The 24,770-nt window shown below is 73.2% G+C and carries 20 protein-coding genes and 3 pseudogenes; 18 read left to right on the plus strand and 5 right to left on the minus strand.

All coding sequences use genetic code 11. The features are described from left to right. The first annotated feature begins 36 nt into the window (after window positions 1-36). The gene (locus tag ACQEVS_RS25470; RefSeq protein ID WP_004949312.1) at window positions 37-333 is read left to right on the plus strand and encodes a DUF4193 domain-containing protein; all 297 of its coding nucleotides are present in this window, start codon (window positions 37-39) and stop codon (window positions 331-333) included. Between the two features lie 372 nt (window positions 334-705). Then, window positions 706-1,194 (plus strand): hypothetical protein, encoded by a 489-nt coding sequence (locus ACQEVS_RS25475; protein ID WP_433023876.1) that lies wholly within the window; start codon window positions 706-708, stop codon window positions 1,192-1,194. Window positions 1,195-1,257: 63 nt separating this feature from the next. On the opposite strand, the gene ACQEVS_RS25480 is transcribed toward ACQEVS_RS25475, so the two are convergent. After that, a complete protein-coding gene (locus ACQEVS_RS25480; RefSeq protein ID WP_433023878.1) occupies window positions 1,258-1,725 on the minus strand; it encodes a DUF3093 domain-containing protein in 468 nt (155 codons plus the stop codon). A gap of 59 nt (window positions 1,726-1,784) precedes the next feature. Between ACQEVS_RS25480 and ACQEVS_RS25485 the strand changes: the two genes are divergently transcribed. From ACQEVS_RS25485 to kdpC, 7 genes and pseudogenes are all read left to right on the plus strand, one after another. Continuing rightward, on the plus strand, window positions 1,785-2,369 hold the full coding sequence (locus ACQEVS_RS25485) for a PaaI family thioesterase (RefSeq protein ID WP_433023880.1): 585 nt from the start codon (window positions 1,785-1,787) through the stop codon (window positions 2,367-2,369). Next, the gene (gene dut, locus ACQEVS_RS25490) at window positions 2,366-2,866 is read left to right on the plus strand and encodes a dUTP diphosphatase (protein WP_433023882.1); all 501 of its coding nucleotides are present in this window, start codon (window positions 2,366-2,368) and stop codon (window positions 2,864-2,866) included. The genes ACQEVS_RS25485 and dut overlap by 4 nt, the downstream gene beginning before the upstream one ends. A 1-nt stretch (window position 2,867) precedes the next feature. After that, a pseudogene (locus ACQEVS_RS25495) lies at window positions 2,868-3,637 on the plus strand (DUF3710 domain-containing protein). A gap of 314 nt (window positions 3,638-3,951) precedes the next feature. Continuing rightward, window positions 3,952-4,041, plus strand: coding sequence for a K(+)-transporting ATPase subunit F (kdpF, locus tag ACQEVS_RS25500; protein WP_433023884.1), 90 nt, complete (start codon window positions 3,952-3,954; stop codon window positions 4,039-4,041). An 8-nt stretch (window positions 4,042-4,049) separates the two neighbouring features. Next, window positions 4,050-5,741: a potassium-transporting ATPase subunit KdpA gene (gene kdpA / locus ACQEVS_RS25505; protein ID WP_433023886.1), complete on the plus strand. Its 1,692-nt coding sequence runs from the start codon at window positions 4,050-4,052 to the stop codon at window positions 5,739-5,741. Then, on the plus strand, window positions 5,738-7,849 hold the full coding sequence (gene kdpB, locus ACQEVS_RS25510; protein ID WP_433023888.1) for a potassium-transporting ATPase subunit KdpB: 2,112 nt from the start codon (window positions 5,738-5,740) through the stop codon (window positions 7,847-7,849). Before kdpA ends, kdpB begins: the two co-directional genes overlap by 4 nt. A gap of 7 nt (window positions 7,850-7,856) precedes the next feature. After that, window positions 7,857-8,507, plus strand: coding sequence for a potassium-transporting ATPase subunit KdpC (gene kdpC / locus ACQEVS_RS25515; protein WP_433023890.1), 651 nt, complete (start codon window positions 7,857-7,859; stop codon window positions 8,505-8,507). 70 nt (window positions 8,508-8,577) lie between these two features. Here the strand turns inward: kdpC and ACQEVS_RS25520 are convergent, their stop codons facing one another. Continuing rightward, window positions 8,578-9,342 (minus strand): SDR family oxidoreductase, encoded by a 765-nt coding sequence (locus tag ACQEVS_RS25520; protein WP_433023892.1) that lies wholly within the window; start codon window positions 9,340-9,342, stop codon window positions 8,578-8,580. 341 nt (window positions 9,343-9,683) lie between these two features. On the opposite strand from ACQEVS_RS25520, the gene ACQEVS_RS25525 reads away from it, so the two are divergent. The 4 genes from ACQEVS_RS25525 (at window position 9,684) to ACQEVS_RS25540 (ending at window position 14,253) form a co-directional block, all read left to right on the plus strand. Continuing rightward, a complete protein-coding gene (locus tag ACQEVS_RS25525) occupies window positions 9,684-12,236 on the plus strand; it encodes an ATP-binding protein (RefSeq protein ID WP_433023894.1) in 2,553 nt (850 codons plus the stop codon). 88 nt (window positions 12,237-12,324) lie between these two features. After that, window positions 12,325-13,014 carry a response regulator gene (locus ACQEVS_RS25530; protein ID WP_433023896.1) on the plus strand — a complete coding sequence of 230 codons (690 nt, stop codon included), beginning with the start codon at window positions 12,325-12,327 and terminating at the stop codon, window positions 13,012-13,014. An 87-nt stretch (window positions 13,015-13,101) separates the two neighbouring features. Then, a complete protein-coding gene (locus ACQEVS_RS25535; protein ID WP_004949291.1) occupies window positions 13,102-13,500 on the plus strand; it encodes an OB-fold nucleic acid binding domain-containing protein in 399 nt (132 codons plus the stop codon). 3 nt (window positions 13,501-13,503) lie between these two features. Next, window positions 13,504-14,253: a DUF3159 domain-containing protein gene (locus tag ACQEVS_RS25540; RefSeq protein ID WP_433023898.1), complete on the plus strand. Its 750-nt coding sequence runs from the start codon at window positions 13,504-13,506 to the stop codon at window positions 14,251-14,253. Window positions 14,254-14,393: 140 nt separating this feature from the next. On the opposite strand, the pseudogene ACQEVS_RS25545 reads toward ACQEVS_RS25540, so the two are convergent. After that, window positions 14,394-15,070: pseudogene (locus ACQEVS_RS25545) on the minus strand (potassium channel family protein). Next, on the minus strand, window positions 15,070-15,738 hold the full coding sequence (locus tag ACQEVS_RS25550) for a potassium channel family protein (protein ID WP_152263938.1): 669 nt from the start codon (window positions 15,736-15,738) through the stop codon (window positions 15,070-15,072). The pseudogene ACQEVS_RS25545 and the gene ACQEVS_RS25550 overlap by 1 nt, the downstream one beginning before the upstream one ends. A 687-nt stretch (window positions 15,739-16,425) precedes the next feature. Between ACQEVS_RS25550 and ACQEVS_RS25555 the strand changes: the two genes are divergently transcribed. Beyond that, complete coding sequence (locus ACQEVS_RS25555) at window positions 16,426-17,628, plus strand: IS701 family transposase (RefSeq protein WP_433023901.1); 1,203 nt, start codon at window positions 16,426-16,428, stop codon at window positions 17,626-17,628. 4 nt (window positions 17,629-17,632) lie between these two features. Here the strand turns inward: ACQEVS_RS25555 and ACQEVS_RS25560 are convergent, their stop codons facing one another. Then, complete coding sequence (locus tag ACQEVS_RS25560; protein ID WP_433023903.1) at window positions 17,633-19,717, minus strand: helix-turn-helix domain-containing protein; 2,085 nt, start codon at window positions 19,715-19,717, stop codon at window positions 17,633-17,635. 1,237 nt (window positions 19,718-20,954) lie between these two features. Here ACQEVS_RS25560 and ACQEVS_RS25565 point away from each other — a divergent pair. The 4 genes and pseudogenes from ACQEVS_RS25565 to ACQEVS_RS25580 form a co-directional block, all read left to right on the plus strand. Then, window positions 20,955-21,977 (plus strand): annotated as a pseudogene (locus ACQEVS_RS25565) (ATP-binding protein); the annotation flags it as partial. Window positions 21,978-23,382: 1,405 nt separating this feature from the next. After that, entirely contained in the window at window positions 23,383-23,790 is a 408-nt protein-coding gene (locus ACQEVS_RS25570; protein ID WP_398278398.1) for a roadblock/LC7 domain-containing protein, read from the plus strand. Continuing rightward, window positions 23,787-24,149 (plus strand): DUF742 domain-containing protein, encoded by a 363-nt coding sequence (locus ACQEVS_RS25575; RefSeq protein ID WP_433027895.1) that lies wholly within the window; start codon window positions 23,787-23,789, stop codon window positions 24,147-24,149. The genes ACQEVS_RS25570 and ACQEVS_RS25575 overlap by 4 nt, the downstream gene beginning before the upstream one ends. After that, complete coding sequence (locus tag ACQEVS_RS25580) at window positions 24,127-24,744, plus strand: GTP-binding protein (RefSeq protein ID WP_433023905.1); 618 nt, start codon at window positions 24,127-24,129, stop codon at window positions 24,742-24,744. Before ACQEVS_RS25575 ends, ACQEVS_RS25580 begins: the two co-directional genes overlap by 23 nt. Window positions 24,745-24,770: the final 26 nt, after the last annotated feature.

Genomic DNA, 24,770 nt, shown 5'->3' on the forward strand with positions numbered 1-24,770 from the left:
TGGAGACACCGCAGACACCCAGAGGGGGAGAGCGACATGGCAACGGACTACGACACCCCACGCAAGACCGACGATGACGTCAACGAGGACAGCATCGAGGAACTGAAGTCCCGGCGGAACGACAAGTCGGCCTCGGCAGTCGACGTCGACGAGTTCGAGGCCGTCGAGGGCCTGGAGCTGCCGGGCGCGGACCTTTCCAACGAGGAGCTGTCCGTCCGCGTCCTGCCCCGACAGGCCGACGAGTTCACCTGCATGAGCTGCTTCCTCGTGCACCACCGCAGCCAGCTGGCCGGAGAGAAGAACGGCCAGCCGATCTGCCGCGACTGCGAGTAGGCAAGGGTCTGCGATGGCAGGCTCGGAACCGTTCCGTAAGCGGCTCGCACGGCGGTCCGGGGCTCTTGGGCGTACGGGGGACGCCACCGGGCCGGACCGCGCCGTGACGGGCGCGCACGAAGCGGCCGGCGCGCACGCCGAGCGGGGCCCGGGGCCTCGCTCGCCGCCGCGGGCGGCCGCGGTGAAGGGCCGTCCCAAGAGGCGGGTCCTTCCAAGGGCAGGGCCGGACGGTGGAGCCGGGGCGCGCGGGCGGGTCTGACCGCCGTCGTCGACCGGATCATCGCCACCGCGCCTCGCGTCCAGGTACGCGATCTGGCGACCCTGCGCCGTCAGTTCCCGGGCCTCGGCCCGGAGGAGATCGCCGACAAGCTGGTGACCGGCGCCGCCAACGGCACGTCCACCGTGGGAGCCGGCATCGGGGCGGCGGCCATGCTGCCCGTCCCGCCGGCCATGCCGGCCGAGCTCGCCGCCGAGATCGTCGGCGTCGCGGCCGTGGAGCTCAAACTGATCGCCGAGCTGCACGAGGTCTACGGACTCCGGGCGCCCGGCACACTGCGCCAGCGCACGTTCGCCTACCTCGCGGCCTGGGCCGACGAGCGCGGGGTGGACGTCACCAAACCGACCAGCGTCAACGCGGCGCTCGGCGGGCAGCTCCGCCGCGAACTGCGCCAGCGGGTCCTCAAGCGCACCTTCCGCAACCTCCCCAACCTCACGCCGTTCATGATCGGCGCGACCGTCGGGGCCGTCATGAACCGCCGGGACACCCGCAGACTGGCCGAGAAGGTCCGCGCCGACCTGCGCCGCCACCAGGTGCCCTGGGCCGCGCTCCCGGCGCCGGAGGGCCCCCAGGACGCGCCCTGAGCCCCGCCCGGGGGACCTGGGGAACCTCCGGCCGGCCCGGGCCGGCTCCTCGTCAGCCTTGGATCAGCCCTGGTCGGCCTTGGCGGCCGACTCCCGCCCCGCCGCCACCGCCGCCGCCAGCCGCTCGGGGGAGCGGGTCGACAGGTACAGGTACGGCGTCGGGTCGGCCGGGTCCGTGACCTCGATCCGCAGGGCGGTCGGCACATATCCGCGCAGCAGCATGAACGCCCGGCTGTCGGCCTTGTGGCTGCGCCAGGCCCGCGCCTCCTCCGGGTCCAGGACCTCGGCGGCGCCCAGCACCGCGCACGGGATCCGCGCGTCCCCGGCCAGCAGGGTGTCGCCCACCACCCGGATCCGCACCGAGCCGTAGGCGCTCACGGCGATCGTCGCCAGCGCCCCGCCGACGACCAGTCCGCCGAGCATCGGGATGGTGCCGAGCGGCAGCGTGATCAGGGCGCAGGCCACCCCGATCAGAACGGCGATGGTCCACCAGGAGCGCGGCGCGGTCAGGCGTTCTTCGTAGTGCTGCATGGGCTCAAGCTTGGCACGGGCGGGACCGGGCACCGCTCGCGCGGGTAAGGTCAGCCCCTGTGAGTGGACGAACGACAGCGCTGACACCGCCGGCCGACGCCGGGCCGCCGGTGCGGCACCCCGAGGCCCCCGCGCCGGGCGAGGTCATCGGGGCGCACTACGAGAACTGCTTCGGCTGCGGCCAGGGCGTGCCGCACGGTCTGCACCTGGAGGTGCGGGCCGGCGAGGGCGTGGCCGTGACGGCCGAGTTCCGGGTCAAGGAAGCGCATCAGGGAGCCCCCGGCCTGGCGCACGGCGGCGTGCTGGCGACGGCGCTGGACGAGACCCTGGGGTCGCTGAACTGGCTGACCCGGGTCATCGCCGTGACCGGCCGGCTGGAGACGGACTTCCTGCTGCCCGTCCCCGTGGACAGCGTGCTGTACCTGGAGGCGAAGGTCCTCGCCGTCCACCACCGCAAGATCTACTGCACGGCCACCGGGCGGCTCGGCGGTCCGGACGGGCCCCTCGCGGTCCGCGCGGACGCCGTCTTCATCGAGGTCAAGGTGGAGCACTTCATCGACAACGGCCGCCCCGCCGAGATCAACGCGGCGCTCGCCGACCCGGATCAGGTCAAGGTCGTCCGAGCCTTCGAGGTGAACCCGTGAACCGTCCGCCCGTCGACGTCCTGCTCCGCCGCCTCGACCCCGAGGTGCCGGTCCCCGCGTACGGTCACCCCGGTGACGCCGGCTGCGACCTCGTGACCACCGAGGCGGCCGTGCTCGCGCCCGGGGAACGCGCCGTTCTCCCGACGGGGGTGTCGATCGCGCTGCCCGATGGGTATGCGGCCTTCGTGCATCCACGTTCGGGTCTCGCGGCCCGGTGCGGGGTCTCCATGGTGAACGCCCCGGGGACCATCGATGCCGGGTACCGTGGAGAGATCAAGGTGATTGTGGTCAATCTGGACCCGCGCGAGAGCGTGCGGTTCGAGAGGTTCGACCGCGTTGCCCAGTTGGTTGTCCAGCAGGTCGAGAAGGTCCGCTTCCACGAGGTGGCGGAGCTTCCCGGCTCGGCGCGGGGCGAAGGGGGCTTCGGGTCCACCGGGGGCCACGCCGCCGTGGGGCATGGATTCGCTTCGGTCGCCTCTGACCGGGAAGGACAGTGACGTGTTCGGTCGTCGCCGCAAGCGCAGCGAGGACGCCGTCGAGCAGTTCGACGACGTGACCTCCGAGGAGTCCGCCGAGGGTGCGGAGTCCGCACAGGACGCCGCGGCCGAGAGCCGGGTCCGGCTGGAGCCGGAGCCGCGTCCGGACGGGCCGTGGGACGTCTCCGAGGTCCACGCGCCCGCCGAGGGCCGGGTCGACCTGGGTGGCCTGTTCGTGCCGGGCGTCGAGGGAATGGAGCTGCGGGTCGAGGTCGCGGGGGACGCGATCGTCGCCGCGACCGTGGTGCTGCGCGACAGCGCGGTGCAGCTCCAGGCGTTCGCCGCCCCAAGCGCGAGGGCATCTGGCACGAGGTGCGGGACGAGATCGCCGGCGGCATCACCCAGCAGGGCGGTGTCGTGGACGAGGTGCAGGGCCCGCTGGGCTGGGAGCTGCGGGCACAGGTGCCCGTCGCCCTCCCGGACGGGACGAACGGGGTGCAGCTGGTGCGCTTCGTGGGCTGTGACGGGCCGCGCTGGTTCCTGCGCGGTGTGATCTCGGGCCAGGGCGCGGTGCAGCCGCAGACCGCCGGCATGCTGGAACAGATCTTCCGGGACACCGTCGTGGTGCGCGGCGAGTCGCCGATGGCACCCCGCGACCCGATCGTCCTGAAGCTGCCCGACGACGCCCAGATGGTCGCCGAGGGCATGCAGGACGACGAGCAGCAGGGCTCCCGCTTCGCCGGGGGCGTGGAGCGCCTCCAGCGCGGTCCGGAGATCTCCGAGGTCCGCTGACACCCCGCGTCAACGGCCGTCGTCAACGGCCTGATTACGACCCTCCACCGGGCCGGAACCCTTCCCCAAGGGTTCCGGCCCGGTGGCGTTTCCGCAGGTCCCCGGCGCTTCCGTATGGAACTCGTCAAGGGGGTGCTAATGGCCGTAAGGGAGGCGTCAACGAACGCCCCGCGCACCGATCGCGGGGGTTTCCTCTAGAGGTCCGTTCCTGTCCGATCTCTCTAGGAGCACACGATGGCCGACGCGGCCTTCGTCGCCACCGCGATCGCGGTCTTCGCGCTGGTGGCTCTCGTCGCCAAGGGGGTGACGAAGCTGTGAGCACCGAGAACATCGTCGGCCTGATCGTGGCCGTCGCCCTGCTGGGCTACCTGATCCTCGCCCTCGTCTTCCCGGAGAGGTTCTGAGCACAGTCATGAGCCCCGTCCTCTCCGGAGTCCTCCAGCTCACCGCGGTCGTCGCGGCGCTGGCGCTGGCGTACCGCCCGCTCGGCGACTACATGGCCGGCGTCTACAGCTCCGAGAAGCACCTGCGCCCCGAGAAGTGGATCTACCGCCTGATCGGCGCGGACCCGCGGGCGCAGATGCGCTGGCCCGCGTACCTGCGCGGCGTGCTGGCCTTCTCGCTGGCGAGCATCCTGTTCCTCTACCTGCTCCAGCGGATCCAGGGCGTCCTGCCCGGCCGGCTGTCGCTCGGCTTCACCGCGATCGCGCCCGACCAGGCGTTCAACACCGCCGCGTCGTTCGTCGCCAACACCAACTGGCAGTCGTACAGCGGCGAGCAGGCCATGGGCCACGCCGTGCAGACGCTCGGCCTGGCGGTGCAGAACTTCGTCTCCGCCGCGGTCGGCATGGCCGTCGCCATCGCGCTGGTCCGGGGCTTCGCCCGGGCCCGCACCGGTGAACTGGGCAACTTCTGGACCGACCTGGTGCGCGGCACCGTCCGCATCCTGATCCCGATATCCGTGGTCGGCGCGCTGGTCCTGGTGGCCTGCGGCGCGATCCAGAACTTCGCGGGGATCCACGGGATCGGGCAGCTCACCGGCGGCACGCAGCAGGTCAACGGCGGTGCCGTGGCCTCGCAGGAGGTCATCAAGGAGCTGGGCACCAACGGCGGCGGTTACTTCAACGCCAACTCGGCCCACCCCTTCGAGAACCCGAACGCGTTCTCCAACCTCTTCGAGATCTTCCTGATCCTCGTCATTCCGTTCGCACTCACCCGCACCTTCGGGAAGCTGGTCGGCAACGTCAAGCAGGGCTACGCGATCCTGGCCACCATGGGCCTGATCTGGCTCGGCTTCACGGCGCTGATGATGTGGACGGAATACGCCCACCACGGCGCCGCGCTCCAGGCGGCCGGCGGGGCGATGGAGGGCAAGGAGCAGCGGTTCGGCGTCGGGGCGTCGGCGATCTTCGCTACCACCACGACCCTCACCTCGACCGGCGCGGTGGACTCGTTCCACTCCTCGTTCACCGGTCTCGGCGGCGGGATCACGCTGCTGGGCATGATGCTCGGCGAGATCGCGCCCGGCGGCGTCGGCTCCGGCCTCTACGGCATGCTCGTCATGGCGGTCATCGCGGTGTTCATCGCGGGCCTGATGGTCGGCCGGACGCCCGAGTACCTCGGCAAGAAGATCGGCACCCGCGAGATCAAGCTCGCCGCCTGCTACATCCTCGTCACGCCGACGCTGGTGCTGGGCTTCACCGCCCTGTCCATGGCGCTGTCCTCGCCGCCGGAGTCGATCCTCAACACCGCGGGGAACTCGGTGCACGACAGCGGGGCGCACGGCTTCTCCGAGGTCCTGTACGCGTTCACGTCCGGCGCCAACAACAACGGCTCGGCCTTCGCCGGCCTCAACGCCAACACGCCCTGGTACAACACCACGATCGGCCTCGCCATGCTGCTCGGCCGCTTCCTGCCGATGGTCTTCGTCCTGGCCCTGGCCGGCTCGCTCGCCGAGCAGCAGCCCGTGCCGGAGACCGCGGGCACCCTGCGCACCGAGAAGCCGCTGTTCGCCGGGCTGCTCGTCGGCGCGATCATCGTCATCACCGGCTTGACCTACTTCCCGGCCCTGGCCCTTGGCCCGATGGCGGAGGGACTCTCATGAGCACGACCACCCCTGTCCGTACCGCCTCCGAAGGCCCGCAGGGCGAGGAGGGGGCGCCGGGACCCGAGGAGCACGGCCGGGTCTCCGGCGGCCTCTTCGACCCCGCGCAGCTCGTCAGGTCGCTGCCGGACGCGTTCCGGAAGCTCGACCCCCGGGTGATGGTCAAGTCCCCGGTGATGTTCGTGGTGGAGGTCGGCTCGGTGGTCACCACCGGGCTGGCGCTGAAGGACCCGGGCGACTGGTTCGGCTGGACGATCACCGTCTGGCTCTGGCTGACCGTCCTCTTCGCCAACCTCGCGGAGGCCGTCGCCGAGGGCCGGGGCAAGGCGCAGGCCGACACCCTGCGCAAGGCCAAGACCGACACCGTGGCCCGCCGGCTGAACGGCGCCGACGAGGAGTCGGTGCCGGGCACCGAGCTGCGCGTGGGGGACCTGGTCGTCTGCGAGGCGGGGGACGTCATCCCGGGCGACGGCGACGTCGTCGAGGGCGTGGCCTCCGTCGACGAGTCGGCGATCACGGGCGAGTCGGCGCCGGTGATCCGGGAGTCCGGCGGCGACCGCTCGGCGGTCACCGGCGGCACCAAGGTGCTCTCCGACCGCATCGTCATCAAGATCACCACCAAGCCGGGCGAGACCTTCATCGACCGGATGATCAACCTGGTGGAGGGTGCGGCCCGGCAGAAGACGCCCAACGAGATCGCGCTCAACATCCTGCTGGCCTCGCTGACCATCGTCTTCCTGCTGGCGGTGGTCACCCTCCAGCCGTTCGCGATCTACGCGGGCGCCGAGCAGACGATGATCGTCCTGGCGGCCCTGCTGGTCTGCCTCATCCCGACCACGATCGGCGCCCTGCTGTCGGCGATCGGCATCGCCGGCATGGACCGGCTGGTGCAGCGGAACGTCCTGGCGATGTCCGGGCGCGCGGTGGAGGCCGCGGGCGACGTCTCGACGCTGCTGCTCGACAAGACCGGCACCATCACCTACGGCAACCGGCAGGCCGCCGAGTTCGTGCCGGTCAAGGGCACCATGGCGGCCGAGGTCGCGGACGCGGCGCAGCTGTCGTCGCTCGCCGACGAGACGCCGGAGGGCCGCTCGATCGTCGTCCTCGCCAAGGAGAAGTACGGGCTGCGTGAGCGGCACGAGGGCGAGCTGGTCGGCGCCGAGTGGATCCCGTTCACGGCGCAGACCCGGATGTCGGGCGTGGACGTCGAGGGCCGGAAGGTCCGCAAGGGCGCGACCGGTTCGGTCATCGCCTGGGTCGAGGAGCGCGGCGGCACCGTCGCCTCGGACGCCCGGACGCTCACCGACGAAATTTCGCAGGCCGGCGGCACGCCGCTGCTCGTGGCCTTGGAGGACGACAAGGGCGCGCGCGTCCTGGGCGTCATCCACCTCAAGGACGTCGTCAAGGACGGCATGCGGGAGCGGTTCGAGGAACTGCGCCGCATGGGCATCAAGACCGTCATGATCACGGGTGACAACCCGCTGACGGCCAAGGCCATCGCCGAGGAGGCCGGCGTCGACGACTTCCTCGCCGAGGCCACCCCCGAGGACAAGATGGCCCTCATCAAGCGCGAGCAGGCCGGCGGCAAGCTCGTCGCGATGACCGGCGACGGGACGAACGACGCGCCCGCGCTGGCCCAGGCGGACGTCGGCGTCGCCATGAACACCGGCACCTCGGCCGCCAAGGAGGCCGGGAACATGGTGGACCTGGACTCCGACCCCACCAAGCTCATCGAGATCGTCGAGATCGGCAAGCAGCTGCTCATCACGCGCGGCGCGCTCACCACCTTCTCGATCGCCAACGACGTCGCGAAGTACTTCGCGATCATCCCGGCGATGTTCGCGGTGGCCTATCCGGGCCTGGACAAGCTCAACATCATGAGCCTGCACTCGCCCCAGACGGCGATCCTGTCGGCCGTGGTCTTCAACGCGCTGATCATCGTGGCGCTGGTGCCGCTCGCCCTCAAGGGCGTGCGCTACCGGCCGATGAGCGCGGACGCGATGCTCCGCCGCAATCTCCTGGTCTACGGGCTGGGCGGCCTCGTCTCCCCGTTCATCGGCATCAAAATCATCGACCTGCTCATCTCCCTCATCCCTGGCATCGGGTGACGACACCATGAACATCTCCGTACGCAGCGCCGCCCGGGTCGCGGGAGCCGGGCTCCGGGCCCTGCTCGTCCTCACCCTGGTCTGCGGCGTGATCTACCCGCTGGTCGTCACGGGCCTGGCCCAACTGGCCTTCCACGACAAGGCGAACGGCTCCGAGGTGACGGTGGACGGCAAGTCCGTCGGCTCGGCGCTGCTCGGCCAGAGCTACACGCTCGACAAGAAGGACAAGGACGGCAATCCGCTGCCCGACCCGAAGTTCTTCCAGCCGCGCCCCTCGGCGGCCGGGCCCAACACCGAGAACACCAAGTACAGCCTGCTCGTCTCGGGCGCCTCCAACCTGGCGGCCGACAGCAAGGTGCTGCTGGAGAGCGTCGAGAAGCGCCGCGCGGACGTCGCGGCCTTCAACGGGGTCTCCCCGTCGGCGGTCCCGGTGGACGCCCTCACGGCGTCGGCCTCCGGCGTGGACCCGGACATCTCCCCGGCGTACGCCCGGCTCCAGGCGGCCCGCGTCGCCAGGGCCAACGGCCTCTCCGCCGGCGCGGTGGAGCGGCTGGTGAAGGACCACACGGACGGGCGGCAGCTGGGCTTCATGGGGGAGGAGCGCGTCAACGTCCTGAAGCTGAACGTGGCGTTGAAGGAGCTGGCCGCCTCCCGGTGAGACGGCGTCGAAGGGCCGCGCCGGATCCGTCCGGCGCGGCCCTTCCGCGCGTTCCGGCGGAGGCGTTCCGTCAGCGCGTGGTGTAGCCGCCGTTGACGAACAGCGTCTGCCCGTTGAGCCACCAGCCGTCCGTGAGCAGGAACTTCACATACGGGACGATGTCCTCGATCTTCGTCAGATCGCCGTTCATGGCGGACGACTTGTGGTACGCGATGGAGTCGTCCGTCTCGGCCGGGTAGAAGAAGCCGGTGTCCATGGGGCCCGGGGCGATGTTGTTGACGGAGATGTTCCGGCCGAACAGCTCCTTGGACAGGGCGCGGGTGAAGTGCTCGACGGGCGCCTTGCTGCCGGCGTACACCGAGTACAGGCCGGTGTAGGCGGCCAGCAGCGAGGTGACGATGGTGATGATCTTCCCGCCGTCCTCCACGCGCTTGGCGGCCTCGCGCATCATGAAGTACGCCGCCTTGGTGTTGACGGCGAACATCTTGTCGAACTCCTCCTCGGTGGTCTCGGTCATCGGCTTCTTGATGACCATGCCCGCGGTGTTGACCACGCAGTCGACCCTGCCGAACTCCCGCACCGCCGCGTCGAAGAGCTTCTCCACCTCGGCGACCCGGGTCAGGTCGCCCTGGTGCGTGACGGCCTCGCCGCCGGCCTTCCTGACGTCCCCGGCCGTCTGTTCGGCCTTGTCGCGCGAGGAGTCGCTGTTGTAGTGGACGACCACCTTGGCGCCGTCCGGAGCGATCTCGCGCGCGATCAGGCCGCCGAGGTTGCGGGAGGCGCCGCCGATCACGACGACCTTGTCCCGGAGTGTGCGATCGGGTCGAGCGGACATGTGTCCTCCTCGTCGTGAGGGTCGTGAGGGTCGTGAGGGTCGTAAGGGTCGTGAGGGTTATGAGGGTCGTGAGAGGCCGTGAAGATCTCGAAGGTCTTGTGAGGAGAGCTGTGGGCGATACCTTCACGTTATTCCGGAACGTCCCGGTACGCCCGCCGGTGCGTCCGCACCCCGCCCTCCGGGCCGGGCAGGCGTCAGAGCTGCGTCAATACCCGGCACACGCTCCCCGCACGCCCGATATGTCCGGACCGCCCGCCGTAAGCTTCCCCTGCGCGCCGGTGCGGCACCCAGGACGGAGAACCGGCCCGGTCCCCGGCGCGACGCTGAAAGACAATGGGGCCATGGGACGCGGCAATCTCCGGATCTACCTCGGTGCGGCACCGGGCGTCGGCAAGACCTACGCCATGCTCTCCGAGGCCCACCGACGGGTCGAGCGCGGCACCGACGTCGTCGTGGGGTTCGTGGAGCACCACGGCCGCCCGCGCACCGAGGTCATGCTGCACGGCCTGGAGGAGGTGCCCCGCCGGGAGATCCCCTACCGGAACGGCGTCTTCACCGAGATGGACGTGGACGCCGTCCTGGCCCGCCGTCCCGCCGTCGCCCTCGTCGACGAGCTGGCCCACACCAACGTCCCCGGCTCGCGCAACACCAAGCGCTGGCAGGACGTCGAGGAGCTGCTCCAGGCCGGCATCGACGTCGTCTCCACCCTCAACATCCAGCACCTGGAGTCGCTGGGCGACGTCGTCGAGTCGATAACGGGCGTGCGCCAGCAGGAGACCGTCCCCGACGAGGTCGTCCGCCGCGCCGGCCAGATCGAGCTCGTCGACATGTCGCCACAGGCGCTGCGCCGGCGCATGGCGCACGGCAACATCTACAAGCCGGACAAGGTCGACGCGGCCCTCTCCAACTACTTCCGCCCCGGAAACCTCACCGCCCTGCGCGAGCTGGCCCTGCTGTGGACCGCCGACCGGGTCGACGAGTACCTGCGGCAGTACCGCTCCGACCACGACGTCTCGACGATATGGCAGGCCCGCGAGCGCATCGTCGTGGGCCTCACCGGCGGCCCCGAGGGCCGCACCCTCATCCGGCGGGCCTCCCGGATGGCGGCCAAGGGCTCCGGCAGCGAGATCCTCGCCGTCTACATCGCCCGCAGCGACGGGCTGACCGCCGCCTCGCCCAAGGAACTGGCGGTCCAGCGCACCCTCGTCGAGGACCTGGGCGGCACCTTCCACCACGTCATAGGCGACGACGTGCCCGCCTCCCTGCTGGAGTTCGCGCGCGGCGTCAACGCCACCCAGATCGTCCTCGGCTCCAGCCGCCGCAAGACCTGGCAGTACATCTTCGGCCCCGGCGTCGGGCAGACCGTCGCCCGGGACTCGGGCCCCGACCTCGACGTCCACATCGTCACCCACGAGGAGGTCGCCAAGGGCCGGGGGCTGCCCGTCGCCCGGGGCGCCCGGCTCGGCAAGGGCCGCATCGTCGCCGGCTGGCTCGTCGGCCTCCTCGGGCCCGTCCTGCTCACCCTGCTGCTCACGCACGTCCTGCCGGACCTGGGCCTGGCCAACGACATGCTGCTGTGCCTGTGCATGACGGTGGCCGCGGCGCTGCTGGGCGGACTGCTGCCGGCGCTGGCCTCGGCGGCCTTCGGCTCGCTCCTGCTGAACTGGTTCTTCACCCGGCCGCTCCACGAGCTGACGATCACCGATCCCAAGAACATCGTGGCCATGGCGATCTTCATCTTCGTCGCCGTGTCCGTGGCCTCCGTCGTCGACCTCGCCGCCCGCCGCACCCACCAGGCGGCCCGGCTGCGCGCCGAGTCCGAAATACTCTCGTTCCTGGCCGGCAGCGTGCTGCGCGGCGACAACAGCCTGGAGGCGCTGCTGGAGCGGCTGCGGGAGACCTTCTCCATGGACTCCGTCGCCCTCCTGGAACGCGCCAGCGACGTCGACCCCTGGACCTGCGCCGCGAGCGTCGTCGGCAACTCCGGCAAGCCGCTGCTGCGCCCCGAGGACGGCGACGTGGACATGCCCGTCGGCGACACCATGGCGCTCGTCCTCGCCGGGCGCGTGCTGCCCGCCGAGGACCGCCGGGTGCTGGCCGCCTTCGCCGCCCAGGCCGCGCTCGTCCTGGACCGCCAGCGGCTGGTCGGCGAGGCCGAGCGGGCCCGCAGGCTGGACGAGGGCAACCGGATCCGCACCGCCCTGCTCGCCGCCGTCAGCCACGACCTGCGCACCCCGCTGGCCGCCATCAAGGCCGCCGTCAGCTCGCTGCGCTCCGACGACGTCGCCTGGTCCGAGGAGGACGAGGCCGAGCTGCTGGCCGGCATCGAGGACGGCGCCGACCGTCTCGACCACCTCGTCGGCAACCTCCTCGACATGTCCCGCCTCCAGACCGGCACCGTCACCCCGCTCATCCGCGAGATCGACCTCGACGAGGTCGTCCCGATGGCCCTCGGCGGCGTCCCGGAGGGCAGCGTCACGCTCGACATCCCGGAGACGCTGCCGATGGTCGCCGTCGACCCGGGCCTGCTGGAGCGCAGCGTCGCCAACATCGTCGAGAACGCCGTCAAGTACAGCCCGGCCGGCACGCCCGTCCACGTGGCCGCCAGCGCCCTCGGCGACCGCGTCGAGGTACGGGTGGCCGACCGCGGCCCCGGCGTCCCCGACAGCGCCAAGGACCGCATCTTCGAGCCCTTCCAGCGCTACGGCGACGCCCCGCGCGGCGCCGGCGTCGGGCTGGGCCTCGCGGTGGCCCGTGGCTTCGCCGAGGCCATGGGCGGCACGCTCGCCGCCGAGGACACCCCCGGCGGCGGCATGACGATGGTGCTCACGCTGCGGATGGCGGCGGGACGTCCGCCCGTGCGCGCGGACCTGCCGGCGCAGGCGACGACGTGAGCCGCCGCGCGGGCCGTCCGGCCGCTCCCCGTCGATTTCTTCCCGGGCCCCAGGGCGGGGCCCGCTCGAACAGCAGAGGTGGTTCCGCATGAACCGGGTGCTCGTGGTGGATGACGAGCCGCAGATCGTCCGCGCTCTTGTGATCAACCTCAAGGCCCGCAAGTACGAGGTCGACGCGGCCCCCGACGGCGCCACCGCCCTCCAGCTCGCCGCCGCCCGCCACCCCGACGTCGTCATCCTCGACCTGGGCCTGCCCGACATGGACGGCGTCGAGGTGATCAAGGGGCTGCGCGGCTGGACCCGGGTGCCGATCCTGGTGCTCTCGGCCCGCCAGACCTCCGACGAGAAGGTCGAGGCACTGGACGCGGGCGCCGACGACTACGTCACCAAGCCGTTCGGCATGGACGAGCTGCTGGCCCGGCTGCGCGCCGCCGTCCGCCGCGCCGAGCCCACGGGGGCCGCGACCGCGGGCGACGACGCGATCGTCGAGACCGGGGCCTTCACGGTCGACCTGGCCGCGAAGAAGGTCAACCGCGGCGGCCGGGACGTCCGGCTCACGCCGACGGAGTGGCACCTGCTGGAGGTGCTGGTCCGCAACACGGGCCGGCTCGTCAGCCAGAAGCAGCTGCTCCAGGAGGTGTGGGGGCCGTCGTACGGGACGGAGACGAACTACCTGCGGGTGTACATGGCGCAGCTGCGGCGCAAGCTGGAGCAGGATCCGTCGCATCCGAAGCACTTCATCACCGAGCCGGGGATGGGGTACCGGTTCGAGCTGTGAGGCGGCGGGGCCGGGGCTCCTGAGTCCTTCGGGAAAGCCGTGACCGGAGACTGCAAGGGCCCCGCCCGGCCCCGGTACGCTGGGTTCATGAGTGCCGTATCCCGTTCCGACAAGCCGACCGGCCGCTTCCGCCGGATGCTCGACCGGCTTTCCACCTCGCAGGAGGAGCTGCACGACGCGGAGCTGCAGCAGGACGCGGAAGCGGTGGGCTGCACCAAGATCGGCGACTGTGGTGACCGGCAGATCGTCAAGGTCACCGGAACGCTGCGGACCGTCACCCTGCGCCCCCGGGCCGGGGTCCCCGCCCTGGAGGCCGAGCTGTTCGACGGCTCCGCCGCCCTCGACGTCGTATGGCTGGGGCGCCGTTCCATCGCGGGGATAGAACCGGGCCGTAAGCTGATCGCCTCCGGCCGGATCTCCATGAGCCGCGGCCGGAGAGTGCTGTTCAACCCCCGATACGAACTCCGACCGCTCGGACAGGAGTAGCCCTTGTCGTCTCTCGACGAACCGATGGACCGGCCGACCGGAAAGCACCGGGACGACGGTTCCCGATCGGCCACCGAAGCCGCTCTGTTCGAGGCGTTCGGCGGGGTGCGGGGCATGGTGGAGACCACCGTGCCCGGCCTGGTGTTCGTCGCGGTCTTCACCGTCAAGCGGGACATCCACACCGCGGCCATCGCCGCCCTGGCGCTGTCCCTGGTGCTCGGTGTCGCCCGGCTGGTCCGCAAGGACACCCTCAAGCACGCCTTCGGCGGCGTCTTCGGCGTGGCCTTCGGCGCGGTCTTCGCGATGATGTCCGGCGACGCCAAGAACTTTTACCTGCCGGGCATGCTTTACAGCCTCGGCCTGGCGGTCGCCTACATCGTGACGGCCGTGCTCGGCTGTCCGCTGCTGGGCCTGATCCTGGGGCCGGTGTTCAAGGAGAACCTCTCCTGGCGCACCCGCAACCCCGGCCGCAAGAAGGCGTACACCAAGGCCAGTTGGGCCTGGGGGCTCATCCTCCTCGCGAAGTCCGCGATCCTCTTCCCGCTGTACTGGTGGGGTGACGCGACTCAGCTCGGCTGGGTCAAGGTGGCGCTCGGCATCCCGCCGATGCTGCTCTCCGTCTATCTGACCTGGATCTTCCTGGCCAAGGCGCCGCCGCCGATCGACGTGTTCGCGGAGATGGAGGCGGCGGAGGCCGCCGAGCGCGAGGCGAAGGCCGCGGGGAGCACCGCGGAGGACAGGGTGACCTCGTGACGCCGATGACCTCATGGCGCCGGTGACCTCGTGGCGCCGGGCACCCCGTGACGTCCGCGGCGCCCGCCGCCCGTACCACCGCGAGCACATGTGTGAGAGCCCCCGGGACACGTCGTCCCGGGGGCTCTCGCACACCGTGCTCAGTCCGTGGGCTCCTCGCGCCGGACGGACAGCAGGTCCTCCAGCTGCTCCTCCCGCGCGGGCGCCGCGACGAACAGCAGCTCGTCGCCGGCCTCCAGGGCGTCCTCCTTGTTGGGGGTGAGGACGCGGTTGCCGCGGATGATGGTGACCAGCGAGGTGTCCTCGGGCCAGTCCACGTCGCCGACGCGCGTCCCGGCCAGCGCCGCCTCCGGGGCAGCGTCAGCTCGACCAGGTTGGCGTCGCCCTGGCTGAAGCGCAGCAGCCGGACCAGGTCGCCGACGCTCACCGCCTCCTCGACCAGCGCCGACATCAGGCGCGGCGTCGAGACGGCGACGTCCACGCCCCAGGACTCGTTGAAGAGCCACTCGTTCTTGGGGTTGTTCACCCGCGCCACGACGCGGGGGACCCCGTACTCCGTCTTGGCGAGCAGCGAGACGACGAGGTTGACCTTGTCGTCACCGGTCGCCGCGATGACCACGTTGCAGCGCTGGAGCGCCGCCTCGTCGAGCGAGGTGATCTCGCAGGCGTCGGCCAGCAGCCACTCGGCCAGCGGCACCCGCTCCACCGAGATGGCGGACGGCGCCTTGTCGATCAGCAGGACCTCGTGCCCGTTCTCCAGCAGCTCGCCGGCGATGGAGCGGCCGACGGCGCCCGCTCCCGCGATTGCGACGCGCATCAGTGGCCACCTTCCTCGGGGCCCTGCGCGAACGCGGCCTCCACCGTCTCGACCTCGTCGGTGCGCATCATCACGTGCACCAGGTCACCCTCTTGCAGCACCGTCGAGGACGACGGGAGGACCGCCTCGCCCAGCCGGGTGAGGAAGGCCACCCGGACCCCGGTCTCCTCCTGGAGCTTGCTGATCCGGTGCCCTATCCACGCCTCCGCGACGGGGATCTCGGCCAGCTGGACGCCCCCGGTGGGGTCGCGCCACAGCGGCTCCGCGCCGGACGGCAGCAGGCGCCGCAGCATCTGGTCGGCGGTCCAGCGGACCGTGGCCACCGTGGGGATGCCCAGCCGCTGGTAGACCTCCGCGCGGCGCGGGTCGTAGATGCGGGCCGCGACGTTCTCGACGCCGAACATCTCGCGCGCCACGCGGGCCGCGATGATGTTGGAGTTGTCGCCGCTGCTGACCGCGGCGAAGGCGCCGGCCTCCTCGATGCCCGCCTCGCGCAGGGTGTCCTGGTCGAATCCGACCCCGGTCACCCGTCGCCCGCCGAAGCCGGAGCCCAGGCGCCGGAAGGCGGTCGGGTCCTGGTCGACGACCGCGACCGTGTGGCCTTGCTGCTCCAGGGTCTGGGCCAGGGCCGAGCCGACCCGCCCACAACCCATGATCACAATGTGCACGACGCCTGCCCCGTACTCCGGAATTCCGCGTTGACCTGCACCAACACCCTGCTCACTTCTTCCTGCTCATCCGAGCCCCTACGGCGTCCCCCGGCCCGCCGCTCCCCCTGCGGGCGGCCGGCGTCACCGGTTCGACCGCGCCCACGGGTGTCTCGTCCCCGTCGGCGCACGCCACCACGGTAGCCGCAACGTCCCGCCGCCCGGTCCCCCGGACCCGCCGACCGGCCGCACGGGCGTCGTCCGCCGGGGCGCGGCCGGGGCCGGCCCAGGGGCGCGGCGGCTCGGATACGCCCCTGGGGCCGCGCCGCGCGCCCCTGCCGTCCCCTCCGCGCCGCCCCGTCCCCTCCGCGCCCTCCCCATGCCCTCCACGCCGCCCCGATGCCCTCCGCGCCGCCCCGATGCCCTCCGCGCCGCCCTGGTGGCCGGACCACCTCCCGGCGGGCCCACCGGGTGCCCGGCACACCTGTGCCCGCCGGGGGCCCTGGGGTGAGGGTGATGACCGGACCGGCCGCCGCACGACGGCGCCGGCGGCACGACGAGGCGGGGGACGGGCACATGGGCGGGACGGCCGCGGACACGACGGGTGCGCACATGACGGCTGTGCGTCCGATCACGGCCGGACGGCGACCGCCGGTGCCCGGACCGGACGCGGGTGAGCCGGTGTCCGGACCGGACTCGCGTGGGCCGATGCCCGGACCGGACGCGTACGAGCCGGTGCTCGCCGACCTCGGCGCGTCCCTCTTCGCCTCCCTGCCCCGCACCGACCAGCGCCGGCACGGAGAGGTGTACCTGCGCGGGCTGCTGGGCGCGCGGGGCCGCAAGTCCATCCGCAACATCGCCGCGCAGGCCGGCGGCCCGGCCGCCGAGCAGAGCCTCCACCACTTCGTCGCCGCCTCCCCCTGGGCGTGGGGGCCGGTACGCCGCGAGCTGGCGCATTACGTGGCGCGGGCCGCGCCCCCGCAGGCGTGGGTGGTGCGGCCGATGACCATCCCCAAGGCCGGCGACAACTCCGTCGGCGTGGAGCGCCGCTTCTGCCCGGGCGCCCGCCAGGTGCTCAACTCCCAGCAGGCCGTGGGGGTCTGGGCGGCCGGGGCGGGCCTCGCCGTCCCGGTCGGCTGGCGGCTGCACCTCTCCGGCGCCTGGCTGGACGACCCGGCGCGCCGGCGCCAGGCCGGCATCCCGGACTCGGTCACCGAGGAGACCTGGGGGGAGTGCGCGGTCGAGGCGTTCACCGGCATGACGCGGGGGTGGGGCCTGCCGGTGCGGCCGGTGGTCCTGGACGCCCGGGAGGCGGACACCCTGGCGGCGCTGCCCAGGCTGCGGGCCGTCGGGGTGCCGGTGCTCGCCCGGGTCGGCGGCTGCCTGCGGCTGACGCTGTCCGAGCCGACGCTGCCGGGCCGCGGCGGCACGTTCACCGCCCAGCACGTCATGGCCACCGCCCGGGACCTGCGGCGCCCGGTGCTCTGGCGCGACGGGACCCCCGGGGCGCCGGGGGCCGCGCGGACCGCCCTGACGGCCGCCGTGCGCGTCGGACTGCCGGTGGCGCGGGCGGGGGCGGGCGCGCCCGTCCGGCGCCGGGAGATGCTGCTGCTGGGCATCGGGGACGGGTCCGACCGGGACGGCCGGTGGCCCTCCGAACTGTGGCTCACCGACCTGCTGAACGCGCCGCCTGCCGCGCTGCTCCGGCTGACCCGGCTGCCGGCGCGGGTGGACCGGGACTTCCACGAGATCTCGGACCGGGTGGGCCTCCGGGACTTCGCCGGGCGCTCGTTCGCCGGCTGGCACCGGCACACCACGCTCGCCTCCGCCGCGCACGCGGTCGTCGCGCTGACGCGACGGACGGAGGCGGGCGGGGCGGCGGCGGAGGTGCGGCTGGAGCGGGCCTCCTGAGAGGTCAACCGCCTTGCGATGGGCCCTCCGGGGAGCGGTCCGGCCCGGCCAGGCTGTTCCGGACGCGGAAGACGCGCAGGGCGAGCCGCACCTCCAGGGCCCGGTCCGGCTCCTGCCAGTCCGGTCCCAGCAGCTCCCCGATGCGTTCGAGCCGCCGGGCGACGGTGTTGGGGTGGACGTGCAGCCGCTTGGCCGCGTTGGTCGGGCTGCCGCCCGCCTCGAAGTACGTCTCCAGGGTGCGGGTCAGGTCGGTGAGCCGCCGCGCGTCGTAGTCGATCACCGGGCCGACGGTCGCGTGGACGAAGCCCTCGACGTCGTGGTGGTCCGACAGCAGCACCCCCAGGAAGCCCAGGTCGGCCAGGGACCCGGCGCGCCCGGTGGCGCCCAGCGCGGTCATCGCGTCCAGGCAGCGCAGCGCCTCCCGGAAGCCATGCCGGACCGACGCCGGATCGGCGACCGGCCCCGCCGCCCCCACCGTCACCGGGTGCTCCAGCAGCGGCGACAACTCCGCCGCGACCGCGCGGGCAGCCGCTCCCGGGTCGGAACCCGGCAGCAGCAGCACCGCGCAGCCGTGGTGCATGGCCTTCAGCCCCTTCTTCCGCGAGGCGTACGACGAGGCCCAGACGGCGGGCCGGCCGCGCGCCTCGCCCTCGGGGCGGGCGACGACCACGACGTGGTCCGCGCGGAGGTCGATCCCCAGCCGCCGCGCACATTGCTCCAGCTGCCGGGACGGGCGCGCCTCGCCGAACAGCAGCCGCCCGAGGAAGTCCTCGCGGGCCTGCCCCCGGGTGACCGAGGCCCGGCTGCTCTCCACCAGCAGCTGTACGGACACGACCTGGGCGACCAGCCGGACCAGCCGTTCCTCGGCGGGCGTCCACGGACGCCGGGGCCGGCGCGGTCGCAGCATCAGGGTGCCCAGGGGGCCGGCGCCCGCGGCGAGCGGCACGGCCCAGAACCCCGGGGCCACCTCGACCGGTTCGCGGGCCGCGTGCGCCCCCAGGCCGGACAGCAGCACGTCGTGGGCCCCGCACGGGGGCGGGTCGCCGGCGGTGGTGAGCGGGGTGCCGTCGGCGCCGAAGACGCGGACGTCGGCGTCCAGTTCGCGGCGCACCTCCTCGGCGAGGGCCGTCAGATCGCCGCCGTCCAGAATCAGTTCGATCAGCCGGTGGTGTGTCTCGGCGAGCCCGCGGGCACCGCGCAGCCCGGCCTCCACGCTGGTGGTACGGCGTTCGAGTTCCGCGATGAGCGACGCGTTGCGCTCGGCCGGCCGGGCCTGTTCGACGGCGGCCGCGGCCAGGTTGGCGAGCGCGCCGGCCAGCGTCACCTCGGCGGGCGTGTAGTGCCGCACGTTGCGTTCCCCCAGGTAGAGGACGCCCACCGGGCGGGTGCCGTGCACCATCGGCACGGCCAGGACGGCGCGCAGCCCCTCGGCCCGCACCACGTCGTCGACCTCCCGCCTGTGCTCGATGCGCCCGTCCGGGAGGTAGTCGGGGGTCCAGAACGGGGAGGGGTTGCCCCGGCGGGTGGCGGCGGAGCCCAGTCCGGCGCCGCGGGCGATCCGCAGCCCCATGTTGCGGTCGGTGACGTGGCCCTCCGAGGCGCGGACGACGTGACAGCCGAGCTCGTCGTCGCCCAGGCCGATCCAGGCCATGTCCGCGCCGAGCAGCAGGCGCGCCCGCCGGGCGACGACCTTCAGCAGGGCGCCGAGGTCCTGCTGGGAGGCCAGTTCGGAGGCCGTGTCGAGCAGGGCGGACAGGTCGTTGGCCCGCTGCTGCTCGGCCTCGATCCGGGACCGGACCGCCAGGCCGAGGCGCACGGCCCGCTCCAGGGCGGCCGACCGCGCGGGGGCGGCCCCGGCCCGCCGGGCGTCCGCGAGCAGCGCTTCGTAACGGTCCGGCGGCGCGCCGCCGTCCAGCAGTTCCAGGATTTCCAGGATCTCCGGGATTTCCTGGACCTCCGGGATTTCCGGGATATGCAGGACCTCCGGGACCCCCGGGACGTCGGGTGTCCCGTCGTCCGCCGTGCCCGGTTGCCCCGATGTGTCCGGTAGCCCGACCGCCTCCGGTGTCCCCGATGTGTCCGACGACACGTGCCCCTCCCTGGTACCGACCGCACCCCGACGGACGGGTCGCGCGTCGGCGGGCGCGGCATGGCGCGGGCCGCAGGTGCGCGGAGGTCCCCCGTAATCCCCGGACCCCGGTTGCGGCACCTACACGGCCAAGGCGCCAAGGTATGCGGAGGCATACAAGTGATGCAAGGGTCAAGGGTGGCTCGTGGGGCCGAGCTTGGGGTATGCGGGGGTGGCTACGGCCTGGAGGCACCCGGAGGCGCTCGGCGGAGGGCGGCGAGGGCCGCGGGCGCCCGGAGACGGCGCCGCGGACCCCTTCGGCGGCCCGGACGGGACGGGCGCGGGGCGGCCCGTAGCCAGGACGGCGTGTCGAGCCAGGGCGGCCCGGCATGCGGGGGACGGCCCGTCGAGCCAGGACGGACCGAGATGCGTGGACGGTCCGCCGAGCCAGGGGGAAGCGTCCTCGGCGGCCAGGGCGCGCAAGGGGCTCCCGGCCGTGCCGGACACGTGCCCCGCCATGGACGCGGCCTCCCCCTGGGGTCCCGCCGGGTGCTCCCGGCGGCGACCGGAGCCCGCGCCCGGCTCCGCCCAACTCCCGGTCCCCGCAGGCGCGTCAGAGAGGGCGTGCCTCGCCGGTGATCGGTCCGTTCCCGCTTCGTCCGCCACTCCGTCGCATACCGGTCCGTGCGGCGTCGGACACGGACGCGGCCGACGCGCCGCAGAGTTGACGTGGTGCGTGGCGCGGTCCGCCCTCGGCCCGTCGCCGTCGTCTCGCCCCGAGGAGCGCGATCGACCGCGGCGAGGCGTGGGCCGCTCGCGTCGAGGCGCGTGGTGTTCCCGGGGCGGCGGTGGCGGGCCCGGGCCGGCGGACGCCGCGCGGCATCCGGTTCCAGGGCGGGCCGGTCAACGCGGCGGTGTCGTCCTCCACTTCGACTCGACCGAATCCCGTACGGCGCGAGCGACGCCATCGGCGACGTCCCGGGCGGCGTCCTTCCGAACGGCCGGGCCTTCTGGTGGACGCTCGCGGCGCAGTGAATTCCGGCCGGATATCGGCCGGAAACCCCCTGTCACCTCCCGCTCGCCCTTCCAGGAGCGGACGGGAGGCGTTCGTGTGTTCGCAATTCGAGAAGGGGACCGGACTCGGGGTCACAGGTGTGGTTGGATGATCCGCGTATTCCGCTTTTGGACGGGAGGTCGGGACGCCGTGACCTGCTGACCTGTCCTGCCGTACGCGTACCCCGGTGTCCAAGAGGAATTGATGTCGCATCACATACCGGAGGCGGGGGTCTGGTGCCTGATCGTGGCACTGGCCGCCGTGGTGGTCCTGCTGGTCCGGCAGCGGACGGTCACCACCGCGCTGCGGGCCCGCGCCGCCGCACTGGAGGAGAACGTCCGGGCGCGTGACGAGGAGGCCGCGCGGCTGGTCGACGTGCGCCTGCCCGCCGTCGCCGACTCGATGGACAGGTCCGAGCCACTGCCCGGCCTGCTCGACGAGCGGCTCACCGGCACCGCGTTCGCCCACAGCCTCCAGGCCGTGATGGAACTCTTCGCGCAGTCCGTGGACAAGGCGCAGGAGCGCGCCGACCAGTCCGCCAAGGCGGCGCTCCGCGCGTCCATGCGCGCCCTGCAAGGGCTGGCGCACGAACAGCAACAGGCCATCTCCGGCATGCAGGAACGGCACGACGACCCCGCCGTGCTCCGCGACCTGCTGGAGATCGACCACACCAACTCGCAGTTCGGACGGCGCGCCCAGGCCATCGGCGTGCTCTGCGGCTCGTGGCCCGGACGGCAGCGCGTCGCCTCCCCGCTGACCGACGTCGTCCGCGGCGCCACCTCCCGCATCCGCGACTACCGTCGGGTGCGGGTGCACGGCGACGGGGAACTGGCCGTCGTCAGCCGGGCCGTGGAGCCCGTCGTGCTCGCCGTCGCCGAACTCCTCGACAACGCCGCCCGCCACTCGCAGCCCAACACCACCGTCGAGGTGAGCCTCCAGCCGGTGCACAACGGCGCCTGCGTCCTCATCGACGACGCCGGCGTCGGCATGGACGGCCAGGAGATCGAACGGGCCGTCGCCCTGCTCTCCGGACGCCGCGCGGTGGACGTCTCCCGGCTCGGCGACCCCCCGCAGTTCGGCTTCCCCGTCGTGGGCGTGCTCGCCGCGCGTTACGGCTTCAGCGTCTCCGTCGACACGCGCTCGCCCTACGGCGGCGTCCGCGCGGTCGTCTTCCTGCCCACCGCGCTCCTCACGCACCTGGAACTGGACGGGCCGGGCACCACACCGCTGGTCGCGCCGGGGCGCGCGGCGGGCGGGGAAGCGGCGCGCGGGGGAGCGGTGCGCGAGGGCGCAGCGCGTGGACGGGGCCGGGCGCCGGGCGGTTCCGACGGGACGACGGCCGGTGGTTCGGGTGCTCTCGGAGCACCCGGTTCGTCGGGGGACTTCGGTGGCCCGGGCGGTCTTTCGACGTCCGGTCCGGGGCGCTCGGCGTCCGGGGCTTCGGCGTCCGGTCCGGGCGGTGTTCCGGCGTCCGGCGCGGAGGGTGGGCGGCGCCCGTCCGCCGCGGGCACGCCGGCCTCCCGGCAGCCCGCTTCCGGGCCGTCCGGCCCCCGGACGTCCGACTTCCGTCCGTCCGCCCCCGGAGCGTCCGGGCCGTCCGGGCCGTCCGGGACCGATGTCTTCGGCGCCCGCCCCGGCGCCGCATCCTCCCCGGCCGCGCCCGCCGAGTCGCCGGCCCCCTCCGCCGGGACCACCGCCGGCGGCCTGCCCAAGCGCCGCCGACGCCGTCCCGCCGGGCCGCAGGCCGGCTCGGCGCCCCTGCCCCCCGAGACGCCGGCACCCGCCGCCCCGGAGCGCACGGCCGAGGAAACCGCCCGGCGCATGGGCGCGTTCGCCCGCGGTACGCGCTCCGGGCGCGCCGGCCGGTCCGCCGGTGCCGCCGCCGGCACGGCCGGGTCCACGGAAGGCGCCGGCCGGTACCCCGAGGCCGGCGGCTCTCGTCCCGCCGAGACCGCGTCCCCGGCCGCCCAGGACCAGGCACGTCCCCAGGGCCCGGCGCGTCCCCAGGACCAGGTGCGCCCCCAGGGCCAGGCGCGTCCCCAAGACCACGCGCGGGACCGGGCGCCGGGCAATGCGCCGGAGCACTTCTCGGGCCGCGCCACGGGCCGGGAGCCGGGCCGTGCGCCGCAGCGCCCCTCGGACCGCGCCACGGGCCGTGAGCCGCTGCCCGGCCAGGCCCCGGCCGTCCGGCCGCTCCGGGGGTGTACCCCGCCGCCCAGGACCCGTACGCCGGGTCATCCGGCCCGCACGCCGGTTCCCCCGGCTCGTACTTCGGTGCCCACGACCCGCACTCGGGCTCCCCGGTCCCGCACTCGGGCTCCCCGGTCCCGCGCCCGGGCTCCCCGGTGCCGCCCTCAAGCTCCCCGGACCCGCACCCGGGCGCCTCGCACCCGCACCCGGGCTTCCAGGGCCCGCACCCGGCCGCCCCGCGCCCGTACCCCGCCGCGCCGGTCCGCCCCGTCGGCGCCCCCGACCCGTACTCCTCCCCGAGCCCGCAGCCGCACCCCGAGCGCCGCTCCCGGCCGCACCACGCCTCAGACCCGCACTCCGCAGCCGCCCCCGCCCCCGAGCCCGCAGAAGACGAAGGGAACCCGCACGCGTGAACGACCACCTGAACAACGATCTGGCCTGGATGCTGGACGAGGTCGTGAAGATCCCCGAGGCCCGCCACGCGATCCTGCTCTCCGCCGACGGCATGCTGCGGGCCCACTCCGCGGGCATCGCGCGGGACGAGGCCGAGCGGCAGGCGGCGGCCCTCTCGGGGCTGCAGTCCATCAGCCGTTCCACGGCGGACTTCTGCACCCACCCGGCCCGGCACGAGACGCCCTGGCGGCAGACGCTCATCGAGTTCGCGCACGGTTACGTCTTCCTGATCGCGGCCGGGCCCGGCGCCTACCTCGCCGTCTCCGCGACCGAGAACGTCGACATGGAGGCCGTCACCTACCGCATGCAGAAGACCGTCGACCGGCTCGGCAAGGAACTCGTCAGCCCGCCGCGGCACGACGCCCAGTGGCAGGGCGGCCCGGGCAGCCCGGCGTGACCCCGGCCGTGCCCCGGCGCGACAAGGGGCTGGTACGGCCGTACGTCGTCACGGAGGGCCGGTCGCACCCGACCCGCAACACCTTCGACCTGGTCACCCTGGTCATGGCGCACGGCGACCGGCCGCTCGACGGGCTCAGCCCGGAGAAGTACCGCCTCATGGAGCTCTGCCTCGGCGGCGCCCTGTCCGTCGCCGAGATCGCTGGCCATCTCGAACTGCCCGTCAGCGTCACCAAGGTGCTGCTGAGCGACCTCGTGGACAGCGGCCACCTCAGCACCAGGGCGCCCATCCCCTCGGCACAACTGCCCGAGGCCCAGATCCTCCAGGAGGTGCTCGATGGACTCCGCGCTCGCCTCTGACACCGGCGTTCCGCACAGCGGCGTCTATCTGCGCGGAACCGTCCGCACCGCGGCCAAACTGCTCGTCGTCGGCCACTTCGGCGTGGGCAAGACGACGTTCGTCGGCGCGCTGTCCGAGATCCGGCCGCTGCGCACCGAGGAGACGATGACGCAGGCCGGCGCGCACGTGGACGACCTGGCCGGGCTCGACGGCAAGACCACCACCACGGTCGCCATGGACTTCGGCCGGCTCACCCTCAGCGACAGCCTCGTCCTCTACCTCTTCGGCGCCCCCGGCCAGCAGCGCTTCACCCGCCTGTGGCTGGACATGATCCAGGGCGCCCTCGGCGCGCTCGTCCTCGCCGACACCCGCCGGCTGGACCACTCCTTCGACGTCATGGGGCTGCTGGAGGAGCACGGCGTGCCGTACGCCGTGGCCGTCAACCACTTCGACGACGCGCCGGTGTTCCCGGAGGAGGAGATCCGCGAGGCCCTCGACCTGCTCCCCGAGACCCCGCTGGTCACCTGCGACGCCCGGGACCGGATCTCGGCCACCCGTGCGCTGATCACCCTCGTGGACCACCTGCACGCCCGCACCGCCCAGGAGCCCATGTGACCCGTGCTACCCCTGCGACCGGAGCG

The organism is Streptomyces sp. CA-181903 (genome assembly GCF_050937075.1).
Lineage (GTDB): Bacteria > Actinomycetota > Actinomycetes > Streptomycetales > Streptomycetaceae > Streptomyces.